General features: G+C 66.8%; 13 protein-coding genes and 1 tRNA gene. 4 read left to right on the top strand and 10 right to left on the bottom strand.

Going from position 1 to position 11,204, the window contains the following annotated elements; genetic code table 11:
• Positions 1–67: 67 nt before the first annotated feature.
• From M3M54_RS10490 to M3M54_RS10455, 8 genes are all read right to left on the bottom strand, one after another.
• Positions 68–475, bottom strand: a complete 408-nt coding sequence (locus M3M54_RS10490; RefSeq protein ID WP_249018994.1) for a type II toxin-antitoxin system VapC family toxin — start codon at positions 473–475, stop codon at positions 68–70.
• Positions 459–707: a ribbon-helix-helix protein, CopG family gene (locus M3M54_RS10485; RefSeq protein ID WP_249018993.1), complete on the bottom strand. Its 249-nt coding sequence runs from the start codon at positions 705–707 to the stop codon at positions 459–461. The genes M3M54_RS10490 and M3M54_RS10485 overlap by 17 nt, the downstream gene beginning before the upstream one ends.
• A 108-nt stretch (positions 708–815) precedes the next feature.
• Positions 816–1,004, bottom strand: coding sequence for a hypothetical protein (locus M3M54_RS10480; RefSeq protein WP_249018992.1), 189 nt, complete (start codon positions 1,002–1,004; stop codon positions 816–818).
• Positions 1,001–2,590 carry an acyl-CoA carboxylase subunit beta gene (locus M3M54_RS10475; protein ID WP_249018991.1) on the bottom strand — a complete coding sequence of 530 codons (1,590 nt, stop codon included), beginning with the start codon at positions 2,588–2,590 and terminating at the stop codon, positions 1,001–1,003. Before M3M54_RS10475 ends, M3M54_RS10480 begins: the two co-directional genes overlap by 4 nt.
• A 428-nt stretch (positions 2,591–3,018) precedes the next feature.
• Entirely contained in the window at positions 3,019–3,666 is a 648-nt protein-coding gene (locus M3M54_RS10470; protein WP_249018990.1) for a hypothetical protein, read from the bottom strand.
• A gap of 278 nt (positions 3,667–3,944) precedes the next feature.
• Positions 3,945–4,238, bottom strand: coding sequence for a hypothetical protein (locus M3M54_RS10465; RefSeq protein WP_249018989.1), 294 nt, complete (start codon positions 4,236–4,238; stop codon positions 3,945–3,947).
• Positions 4,239–4,284: 46 nt separating this feature from the next.
• Positions 4,285–4,779 carry a hypothetical protein gene (locus M3M54_RS10460; RefSeq protein ID WP_249018988.1) on the bottom strand — a complete coding sequence of 165 codons (495 nt, stop codon included), beginning with the start codon at positions 4,777–4,779 and terminating at the stop codon, positions 4,285–4,287.
• Between the two features lie 7 nt (positions 4,780–4,786).
• Positions 4,787–6,403, bottom strand: coding sequence for a methylmalonyl-CoA mutase (locus M3M54_RS10455; RefSeq protein ID WP_249018987.1), 1,617 nt, complete (start codon positions 6,401–6,403; stop codon positions 4,787–4,789).
• 65 nt (positions 6,404–6,468) lie between these two features.
• Between M3M54_RS10455 and M3M54_RS10450 the strand changes: the two genes are divergently transcribed.
• From M3M54_RS10450 to M3M54_RS10435, 4 genes are all read left to right on the top strand, one after another.
• Complete coding sequence (locus tag M3M54_RS10450) at positions 6,469–7,143, top strand: molybdenum cofactor biosynthesis protein MoaE (RefSeq protein ID WP_249018986.1); 675 nt, start codon at positions 6,469–6,471, stop codon at positions 7,141–7,143.
• Between the two features lie 12 nt (positions 7,144–7,155).
• Positions 7,156–8,103: a UDP-glucuronic acid decarboxylase family protein gene (locus M3M54_RS10445; protein WP_249018985.1), complete on the top strand. Its 948-nt coding sequence runs from the start codon at positions 7,156–7,158 to the stop codon at positions 8,101–8,103.
• 27 nt (positions 8,104–8,130) lie between these two features.
• Positions 8,131–8,766 (top strand): hypothetical protein, encoded by a 636-nt coding sequence (locus M3M54_RS10440; protein ID WP_249018984.1) that lies wholly within the window; start codon positions 8,131–8,133, stop codon positions 8,764–8,766.
• A gap of 25 nt (positions 8,767–8,791) precedes the next feature.
• Positions 8,792–8,863: transfer RNA gene (locus M3M54_RS10435), tRNA-Arg, on the top strand.
• Between the two features lie 139 nt (positions 8,864–9,002).
• Here the strand turns inward: M3M54_RS10435 and M3M54_RS10430 are convergent.
• On the bottom strand, positions 9,003–9,299 hold the full coding sequence (locus tag M3M54_RS10430) for a type II toxin-antitoxin system VapC family toxin (protein WP_249018983.1): 297 nt from the start codon (positions 9,297–9,299) through the stop codon (positions 9,003–9,005).
• Positions 9,300–9,409: 110 nt separating this feature from the next.
• Complete coding sequence (locus M3M54_RS10425; protein WP_249018982.1) at positions 9,410–11,152, bottom strand: IS1634 family transposase; 1,743 nt, start codon at positions 11,150–11,152, stop codon at positions 9,410–9,412.
• Positions 11,153–11,204: the final 52 nt, after the last annotated feature.

Below are 11,204 nucleotides of genomic sequence, written 5' to 3'. Positions count from 1 at the left end.
CCACGACCTCACGATCCCAACCCGGTAATCGCGTGCTGGTGACGCGAGGCGACTGCGGGTCTCTCGTTCAGGGCAGGATCGAGAACGCCTCGCAGTGGCGGGGGCGGACGGCCGCGAAGTGGCGACGGTCCAGCGTGATGATGGTCGTCGCACCGATCCGTTCGGCGAGGGTGATGGCGGATGCGTCGGTGCCACCGAGCGGGAAGTCAGCGTACTGCTCGACCAGCTCGGCGATTCGGGCGAAGTCCTCGGTGGCGGGTGCCTCGATGTCGAGCGCCGCTAGACCGCGGAGGAAGGCGGCCTCGGCGGCGGGGCCTAGACGCTGGCCGACAAAGTAGGTCGCTTCAGCGATAGCAAGCGCTGGCACGACTAACCTGAGGTCCCCGCGCGCGAGTGCTTGGACGGACGTCTGGTGGTCGACGTCGTCTGTGTCGGCGGCGGCGTACAGCGGGCCTGCGTCAACGACGGCCAGCACGCGCGTTCCACTCCTGGTCGAGGAGTTTCTCCATGTCGCGCGCGGTCGTTCGTTGGCCGCTGCTTCCCAGGGCGGCGAACGGCAACGGCCGCTGGTCGCCTGGCTCGCCCAGGCCAAGATGGTTGGCGAGAGCTGCCCGGGCGATCGAGGAAACCGCAACCCTGCGCCGCCGTGCCTCGCGGTCGAGGGCGTCGGCCAAGTCGTCGGGAAGCGAGATCGTTGTGCGTCGCATACGTGCATACTAGCATCACGTATAGGACCTCCGGGGCCGCGGCATCCGGCGACACCCGCCCAGAGACCTACCCGCGCCTGCTGCTGGTGCGGGCATCTGACGCGAGCTTCAGGGCAGCGGTGCGGGGTCCGGCTGGCGCGTGACGCCCTCGACCAGCGCTGCCTGCAACCACCGACTCGGCTGCGTGACCGGGGGTTCCGGTGGCGGCGCCGTCGTGTCGCGGGTGAACTGCTCGATCGCGGCGGCGATCGCCGCGGCCTCATCGCTTGACGGGCGGCGGTCCGCGCGCGCGCTCACAGCGGGATGTTGCCGTGTTTGCGCCGCGGCCCGGGCTGGCGTTTGGTCGCGAGCATCCGCAGCGCCTCGATCAACCTCGGACGGGTCTCGCGCGGGACGATCACATCGTCGATGTAGCCCCGTTCGGCGGCGATGTAGGGGTTTGCGAAGTGCGCCTTGTACTCCTCGATCAGCCGGGCACGCTCCGCCTGAGGGTCATCGGCGGTGGCGATCTCGCGCCGGTAGATGATGTTGACCGCACCCTCGGCACCCATCACCGCAACCTCCGCGGTCGGCCAGGCGAGGTTCATGTCCGCGCCCAGGTGCTTTGAGCCCATCACGTCGTAGGCGCCGCCATAGGACTTGCGGGTGATGACGGTCAGCTTCGGCACCGTCGCCTCCGCGTAGGCATACAGCAGCTTGGCGCCGTGACGGATGATCCCGCCCCACTCCTGCGCGGCGCCGGGCAGAAAGCCCGGCACGTCACAGAAGGTGATCACCGGGACGTTGAACGCGTCACAGGTGCGAATGAACCGCGACGCCTTCTCCGAGGCGTCGATGTCGAGCACGCCGGCCAGGCGCGCAGGTTGGTTGCCGACGATCCCGACCGCGTGCCCGTCAAGGCGCGCGAAGCCGCAGATGATGTTCGGCGCAAAGAGCTCGTGCACCTCCATGAAGTCGCCGTCATCAACGACCCGGTGCACCACCTCGCGCATGTCATAGGGCCGGTTGGGGTTATCCGGCACGATCGTGTCAAGCTCCGGATCCTGGCGGTCCGGGGTGTCGGCGGTCAGCACCCACGGCGGTGTCTCGAGGTTGTTCTGCGGCAGAAACGACAGCAGATAGCGAGCGTCCGCCAAGCACTGGTCCTCGTCATCTGAGGCGAAGTGCGCGACCCCGGAACGGGCGCTGTGCGTGACCGCGCCGCCAAGCTCCTCAAAACCGATCTCCTCGCCGGTCACCGTGCGGATCACATCCGGGCCGGTGATGAACATGTGCGAGGTCTCCTTGACCATGAAGATGAAGTCCGTGATCGCCGGCGAATACACCGCCCCACCGGCGCACGGCCCCATGATCAGGCTGATCTGCGGGATCACCCCCGAGGCGCGCACGTTGCGGTAGAACACATCGCCGTAGCCGCCGAGCGCGACCACGCCCTCCTGGATCCGCGCGCCACCGGAGTCGTTGATCCCGACAACCGGGCAGCCGATCTTCTCCGCGAGCTCCATCACCTTGCAGATCTTCTCGGCCATCACCTCGCCAAGCGACCCGCCAAACACCGTGAAGTCCTGGCTGAAGACACACACCCGCCGCCCATCGATCGTCCCGTAGCCGCTCACCACCGCATCCGCGTACGGCCGGTTTGACTGCATTCCAAAGTCCGTGGTGCGGTGGCGCACGAACACGTCAAGTTCCTGAAACGACCCCGGGTCAAGCAGCTTCTCGACCCGCTCCCGTGCCGTGTACTTGCCCTTCGCATGTTGCTTCTCCACAGCCTGCGCGCTGCCCGCATGGACCGCCTCGTGCTTGAGAACCTCAAGCTGGCGCAGCCGCTCGGCGTAGGTCTGGGGCGCGTGCTCCTGGGTCTCGGGGTGTAGATCTGCCATGGCCACCGGAGACTGTACCGGCGGGGGCCCCGCTGGGCCCCCGCCGGCTCGCCGGCGTAGGGCCGGCCGTCACGCGCCGACGAACCCGCAGCCAGCGAACGTGAACGGCGGACTCAGCAGCTGCGTTCCGCCTGTGCTGACCGTGGCCTGTACGGTGAAGGTGGCCGTCAGGCTGGCACTGGCGGCGTTTGTGAACGTCCTGGCCACGCCGCCGGCGCTGCAGCTGAGCGCTGCAGCTGAGCGCTGCGCTCACGGCCGGCGCTTCCGCGGGGCAGGTGTCGGCTGCGAGGCGCAGTTTGACCAGCAGCTCGCCGTCTGCGCTTATCGTGATCAACCCAGAGCTGGTCGTCATAACACCCGGTAGGGTTGGCCGTTCACCTGTTGCGACGTCGACTGTGACATGCCCTTCCCGGGGCTATCGACGTAGCTCAGAGCGCGTCCCGGGTGATCTCAGCGAACGCGGGCAGGTCGCGCAAAGCAGCAAGATCCTCGTCCTCCCGCGCGAAGCGACCGAGCTTCGGCATGGGCGCAACCGCGCGACGGAGGTGATCCAACGCATCGTCGGTCCGTCCGAGCAGGCTCTCGCTGCACGCCACGTTGTAGAGCAGCTCGGGATGGGCCGGCTCCTCGTCGATCATGGACTGCGCATGGTCGATGAGTTCCTCGTGTCGGCCAGCTTCCATCAGTGGGCGAAGCGCTGACCAGACCTCCCACCCTCCCGGCCAGTATGGCTCGCCCGTTCGACCGCCGCCGACCGCAAAGACGGTCGTCCCGGCCTCCTCGGCGTAGGCGGTGCGCATCACGCCGGGAGGGACACGGACGAAGGTGCCGGTCCGCGCCGGGACGATCTGTCCTGCTATCTCGAAGCGTGCGGAACCTGACAGCACCAGATACAGCTCATCGACTTCGTCCGCCTCGTCGTGCTCGTTGATGAGACGATCTCCCGCGTGCTTCGCCGTCCACGAGGTCGCCCCGAACGTCGTGATATCGAAGTGGTGGCGAACCGGACGGTACGGGCAGTGACCATCGTTCATCTCCGCGATGTCGTCCAAGTGCGCAACTCCGTAGGTGCTCATGAGTGCCTATCGGCACGTCCGGGCAAGCGAACGATGAAGGCTACATCGCAGACACCTCGCCGAGGTCCGAACCACGAAAGCTCGAGCCTTCGGCAGCCGCGCTCGCCAAGCAAACTCACCCACGCGCGAACCACCCCGAACCAAGTAGGCAATTCAACCGCGCCAGACCAGTGACCCATCGGCCCCGGTGGCGCACGGTTTCGCCGGCAGCCAAAGCTCCGCGCGCGGCGAGGTATGCACGCGGCCCCGTTCTCGCGCTGAGGCCCCGGGCGGGGACCTCAGCGCGAGAACGGGCGGTGGTGGGCCTGGCCGAGGTTGTCAAGCAGCGCGTCGAGCGCAGCGCTCGAGTCGGCTGTGATTGTCACCCGCGTGCCCCAGCCCGACGGCTCGATCCGCACCGTGCCGCTTGCGCGCTCGCCCTCCCAGGCGACGGTGGTCTCCGGTTCGAGTCGGGTTATACGGATGTCGCCAAAGGCGCCCAGGTGCTGTGCCAGGGAGTCCACATCACTGCAGACTGCCCAGAGCTCGGGGGCGGACTTGACGAGCGTCCGGACGGCTGTCAGTTCAGTCATCAGTAGAGGGTTTCGCTGCCGGGGGCCTGGTCTCCTGCGCGGCTGCTCATTGCACGACCATCACGAAGATCGTCACGACGACGATGATTGCTAGCAGCGCGTTGACCTGCTCGGCGCGTCCCCGCAGCTTCAGATACTCGGCGCTCCAGTCGATCTCGCCGCCGGCCGAGGCATCGATGTCGCGCTGAGCCAGCGCCGCCAGCATGGCCGACTGGCGCATCACCAGCGCCCCCTCCAGGGCGCCGATCACGACCACCGCGCCGATCCCCCACTGCACGTAGAAGTCCTGCCAGGCGTGCAGGTGGATGGCCAGATAGACGCCCGCTGCGACCACCACCAGCAGTCCCGGGTTGATCAGCCCGCGCCCGAGCAGGCGGCGCAGCCGCAGCAGTGTGGGCAGCGAGCGTGGGTCGATGCGCTCGGCGGCGATCAGCATGAACGGGTAGCTCACCAGCACGCCAAAGGCGAGCACGACGAACAGCACGTGGATCGCCAGCACGACCTGCCAGAAGTAGACGGCGGGGATCAGCGCGGTGCTCATGGTCGCATCAGTTGGAGGGCTGGTAGCGGCCGAAGACATCGCGCATGGCGCCGCACACCTCGCCGAGGGTGCAGCCGTCGCGCAAAGCGTCCCGTAGCGGCCAGAGCATGTTGTCGGTTCCGCGCGCGGTCTGGCGCACCTGCTCAAGGCGTTTTTCGATCAGCTGCTGGTCGCGGCCTTCCTTGAACGCTTTCAGGCGCGTGACCTGCTGGCGCTCTGAGGCGGGGTCGACACGCATGATCTCCGGGACCTGCAGGTCGTCCTCGACGAAGCGGTTGACCCCAACGACGGTGTCCTGGCCGGTGCGGTAGCGCTCGTGGTAGCCGAACGCGGACTCCTCGATCTCCGCACGGATGAAGTCGATCGCCTGGACCGCGCCACCGAGCTCGTCGATCTTCGTGATCAGCTCCGTGGCGCGCGCCTCGATCTCGCTGGTCAGCGACTCCACGAAATAGGAGCCGGCGAACGGGTCTACGGTGTCCGCCACCCCGGACTCGTACTGCAGGATCTGCTGGGTGCGCACAGCGATCCTCGCGGCGTGCTCGCTGGGCAGCGCAAGCGCCTCATCAAAGCCGTTTGTGTGCAGCGACTGTGTGCCGCCACACGCCGCCGCAAAGCCCTGCAGAGCGACCCGCACAATGTTGTTCTCCGGCTGCTGGGCGGTCAACGTCACCCCACCGGTCTGGGTGTGAAAGCGCAGCTTCAAAGACCGCTCATCCTCGGCGTGAAACCGCTCAGCCATGATCTGCGCCCACATCCTGCGGGCGGCACGAAACTTCGCGACCTCCTGAAAGACGTTGTTGTGCGCGTTGAAGAAGAACGCCAGGCGCGGCGCGAACTCATCCACCCCCATCCCCGCATCCAGTGCCGCCTGCACGTACGCGATCCCATTGGCCAGCGTGACGGCAACCTCCTGCACCGCCGAGCAGCCCTTCTCCCGGAAGTGATAGCCGGAGATCGAGATCGTGTTCCAGGCCGGGATCCGCTCACGGCAATAGGCGAACAGATCCGTCGTCAGGCGGATCGCGCCGGCGGGCGGGTAGATGAAGTTCCCGCGCGCGATGTACTCCTTGAGGATGTCGTTCTGCACCGTGCCGCGCAGACGCTCCGCCGGGACGCCCTGCTCCTCAGCGACAAGCTCATAGAGCAACAGCAGAACGCTCGCCGGGGCGTTGATCGTCATCGACGTCGACACGCGATCCAATGGGATCCTGTCAAAGGCGGTGCGCATGTCCTCGATTGAGTCGATCGCAACCCCCGTGCGCCCAACCTCCCCCAGACAGCGCGGGTCATCAGAGTCCAGACCGAGCTGCGTCGGCAGATCAAACGCCAAAGACAACCCGGTCGTGCCGCGCTCGAGCAGATACCGGTAGCGCTCATTGGACTCACGCGCCGAGGCATACCCCGCGTACTGCCGGATCGTCCACAACCGCTCCCGGTACATCCTCTCATGAACCCCGCGCGTGAACGGATAAGAGCCTGGCGCACCCAGTCGCCCGGCCAAATCCCCCGGCACATCGTCCGGCCCATACACCGGCGCGACCTCAACCCCCGAATCGGTGAACCGCCTGGGATCATCGGGCCCAACAAGCGGCGCGAACGACGCGTGTCCTGGCTCAGTCATGCACGGAGCTTACGCGCCGTGTGGGGATCTGTGCGGCGTCGCGCGATGGCTCTACGCTTGCCGGCATGGATGTGCAGGTGAGGCTGTTTGCGTCGCTGCGAGAACGGGCCGGCACCGCGCTGCTCGAGCTCGAGCTGGCCGACGGCGCGACCGTCGCGGATGCGCTGGCGCAGCTCGCCTGGCTGACCGGTGGTATGCGGGCGGCGCTGGCCGTGAACCGCGAGTACGCATCCGAGTCAACGCCGCTGGCCCCCGGCGATGAGCTGGCACTGATCCCGCCGGTGTCGGGTGGGGCAGAGAGCCGTCAAAGCGGCGGGCCAGCGGGCCCGCCGCACGTACGGGTCAGCAGCGAGCCGCTTGCTGCCGGTCGGCTCGAGGCGCTCGTGCGCGACCCGCGCGCCGGCGCGGTCGTGACCTTCCAGGGGGTCACGCGCGAGGTGCCGGCGCTTCAGTACGAGGCATACGTGGAGATGGCGGTGGCGGAGATTCAGGTGATCGTCGCGGCGGCGAGCGCACGCCACGGCCTCTGCGCGGTCGCGGTCGAGCACCGCATCGGCGAGGTCGCGCTGTCGGAGCCGTCTGTTGTGATCGCGGTCTCGGCGCCGCATCGCGACGAGGCGTTCGCGGGCGCGCGCGAGATCATCGACGAGCTGAAGGCCCGCGCGCCGATCTGGAAGCGCGAGCAGGGCGAGTGGGTCGCGGGGGTCGCGGTGAGCACACCGCCGGGGCCGGTCGGCTAGATTGCGCGTCAGATGACAACCTCACTGGTGACCGGCGGCGCCGGCTTTCTCGGTTCGCACCTGTGCGACGCGCTGCTCGCGAAGGGTCATCGCGTGATCTGTGTGGACAACCTCGAGACCGGCACGCTCGAGAACATCGCGCACCTGCGCGGCGAGCGCTTCGTGCACCTGAACCTCGACATCATCGAGCCCTACCACGTGGAGGAGCCGGTTGACTACGTCTACCACTTCGCCTCCCCGGCCTCGCCGATCGACTACCTGCGGATCCCCCTGCACACGCTCAAGGTCGGCTCCTACGGAACGCACCACACGCTCGGCCTGGCCAAGCGCCACCGCGCCCGCTTCCTGACCGCCTCGACCAGCGAGGTCTACGGCGACCCGCAGGTGCATCCACAGCCCGAGAGCTACTGGGGCCACGTGAACCCGATCGGGCCGCGGGGGGTCTATGACGAGGCCAAGCGCTTCTCCGAGGCGCTGACCATGGCCTACCACCGCCAGCAGGGTGTGGACACGGCGATCGTGAGGATCTTCAACACCTACGGTCCGCGCATGCGACCCCACGACGGTCGCGCGATCCCGACGTTCCTGCGCCAGGCGCTGCAGGGACAGCCGCTGACGGTCTTTGGCGACGGCTCCCAGACGCGCTCGTTCTGTTACGTGGACGATCTGATCCGCGGGATCATCCTGCTGGCCGAGTCCGGCTGCCACGAGCCGGTGAACATCGGCAACCCCAACGAGTTCACGCTGCTTGAGCTGGCCCAGGTGATCATCGAGCTGACCGGCTCCCGGTCGGAGATCGTGTTTGCCGAGCTGCCGGTCGACGACCCGCAGGTACGCCAGCCGGACATCAGCAAGGCGCGTGAGCTGCTCGGCTGGGAGCCGGCCGTGGCGCTGCGCGAGGGGCTTGAGCGGACGCTTGCGGGTGCAGGCCACGAGCGGCTCACGGGCCGGAGCGCCTGAGGCTTCAGAGGGATACGGGTAGCGCAGATGCCGCCGACCGACCGCTTCGTGATCAGCTTCGCCGCCGAGCCGCCGCAGCCCGACTGCCTGAACGAGCGCCTGATGGGGCTGCTGCACGAGCAGTTCCTGGCCGCCTGCGCGGACATCGACGCCGAGGGCGAGGAGATCGGCAGCCCCGGCGAGGTCCGCTGGTTCCCTGACCGCAGCCTTTACGGCCGCACCTACGTGCCGGCGGTTGCGCGCACCGAGCTTGGCTATGAGCTCTTCGGGTATGCGTCCTTCACGCTGGATGACTCGGGTGAGGCCGACGAGCTCGAGGCGCGTGCGGACTTCACCGGGGATGTGGCGGAGGCCAACCCCGACTGGCAGCTTGACCTCAACGAGATGGTGCTGGGCGACTGGCGTGGGGAGGGTGGCGAGCGGGCCGAGATGACGCTGATCTGGGGCGCTCCGCTGGTCAGCGGCGGTGCCGTGGTGACCGCGGAGCTGGCCGACCATGCTGTGGACCAGTGCGAGCTCGACGGGCAGCACTTCACCCTGATCGCGCCCGACAACTATCGCGGTGACTACCTCGAGATCAAGCTCTGGAGCAAGCTCGGCGAGCAGCTGGCGGCCGAGTCGCTGTATGCCGAAGAGGACGACGACACGCAGGACAGCGCCTGACGTACATTGGGCGGGGCGCACGCACGCCCTCGTAGCTCAATGGATAGAGCACGCGCCTCCTAAGCGCGGGATGCAGGTTCGATTCCTGCCGGGGGCACTCTCCGGTGCCGTTTGTGGCTGCTTGTATCGCTGGTGGCCTTCTGGGAGCGAACTTTGTGAGCTGGACCACCGGATCTGGTGGTCCAGCTCACAAAGAATGCGACGACGGCAGATGGCGCGTCCGTCTCGCCCGCTGGTCAGCTTTCCGGTGCGATCAGCGGCAGCGACGGAAAGGAGGTCCGGTAGCGGGCAGCGTCGCGGGTGAGCAGCCTGTACCCACGGACGGCGGCATGGGCACCGATGTAGAAGTCCGGTAGCGGCGAGCGTCGCTGTCCGCCGCGCCTGCGATAGGCAAGGTAAGCCTTACCTGCCAGGAAGCCTGCCTGGAACGGCAGCGCCTCGCGCTCGAAGTCATCCGCCGGTACCGCCTGGTCGAGCTCCTCTACGCGGTCAAACCCAGTGGAGATCTCGGCGTAGACGATCGGGTTGATCACCAGGTGCCCCTGGTCGGCGGCCTGAGCTAGACCGAAGTTCCCCCCGGTGACGCGGCGAAATCTGGCTTATTTGCTGGGATCGTCAGGGTTTTGGGGTGTCGGGGTTGTGTCTACTTGATCACGACTGGGGCGTTCGTGGTGAGCTTGAGCGCTTGGGCTTGGAGTGCTGTGGGCTGGGTCAGCTTCTCGAACGTGTCGGTCCGGCCGGCGAGTCGGGTGCGGTTCCGGGTCTGGGTCGCCAGTTCGCTGAGCAGCGTCTGGTAGCTGTGAGCAGTGCCGCCGTCGGTCGTCTGTTTCGTCCGGGCCTTGGTCTCAGCTTCGGGTGAGCGGACGGCTTTGGCGACCGGGTCGTCGTTCTCGGGGCGGTTCTCGTCGGTGAACAACAGCGGTTTCCATGCGGCCTTCAAATGCCAGGTGAGGTAGTAAGCGAGCATGCAGATCAGCACATGGGACCGGACCCGGTTCTCGAGGTGGTGATGGATCGGCCGGATCTGTAGGTCCGGGCCTTTCAGGGACCGGAACGCTCGCTCGGCCTGCTCAAGGTTCTTGTAGGTGCGGACGACATCTCCGGCTGGAACCTCAGCGGCGGTGTGGTTGGTGCGCAGGATGTAGAACCCGTCGAGGGCGGCCTCCGTGTCGATCTGCTCCTGTTTGCGCTGGTAGGTGAACTCCATGTCGCTTATGTGGATGTCGAAGTGTTTCTTGACGTGGAAGCGCTTCAGGGCCGGCCCGACGGCCAGGCCGATCTGCGCTGAGCCGAGCAAAGTGCCTTTGTCCACCCGGGTCTTGATCGCCGCCAGTTCCTGCTCTGTCGCGTCCAGCAACAGGGTGCGTTTGCGGGCGCGCTGAGCACCAACAAGTGGGTTGCGGCACACGATCAAACGCTCCCCAGGGAACTCGTTGACGTCGGTAATCTCGCCGAGGTTCTGCTGATCGAACAGCGACGGCTGGAAGATGCCGTCGCGGACGAGTTTCTTGATCGTGGGGGCCTTCAGCGCAGTGATCCAGGAGACCCCCTCCGTGCGGGTGAGGGTCTCGATGTTCGCTTTGGTGACCATCCCGCGATCAGTCACAACAGTGACACGCGCCAGCCCGAAGCGGTCCTTGACCTTCCTGACCTGTGCGGGGAGGGTCTTGTCGTCATGGGTCTCGCCGGAGAACACCTCGATGCTGACGGGCCGGCCGTGCTTGTCACAGAGCAACCCGTAGACGATCTGGGGCAGGTTCTTCTGTCCGTCCCGCGAGTAGCCGAGCTTCCCCAAAGGACAGGCGCGGCCCTCGAAATAGGAGGAGGACACGTCATAGAGCACCATCTCCCCAACGTTGAGGTGACGCTTGGCGAGACGGTCCTCGATCCGGGCCTGGCGCTCGTAAAGCCAGTCCATCGCGGCGTAAAGATCGTCCTCATCAACACCTTCGACCCCGAGCTCTGACGCCAGCGTCGACTGCCCCAACGAGCGCACGGTCGACAGCTTCGATCCCGGGGAGATCACCCGCGAGACGATCATCGCCATGCACAGATCCCGATCACGCGAGGACCGCGGGTCCAGCAGCTCCGCCAAACCCAGCCGCCGCGCCATGATCAGCGCGGCGTTCACATGCCCCGCGGGCAAGGACCGCTCGATCTCGAACGCGTCATCGGCGCTCATCAGGCTCTCGCCCGCCAGCACCCGCCGGATCGCGTCGATCGCCTCGGCCGGGAGGTGCGACAGGTTCGCGAGCGTTTCCTTCTTGACCTTCCCGTCTTGCCGATATGACCGCCGCAACAAGGTCGCGGTGTACTCCTTCTCACCACGACGAATCCTGTTCGTGACCACATGCATCGCACCGATGTGACGTGTCTTCGCTGGCATGCCTGGACTATATCGCATCCACCGGACGGATGTTGTGACTACACTGTTGCCC

The organism is Conexibacter sp. S30A1 (assembly GCF_023330665.1).
In the GTDB taxonomy this organism is placed as follows: domain Bacteria; phylum Actinomycetota; class Thermoleophilia; order Solirubrobacterales; family Solirubrobacteraceae; genus Palsa-465.
Note: the sequence above shows the minus strand (reverse complement) of the source record. Positions and strands in the feature narration are given on the sequence as shown.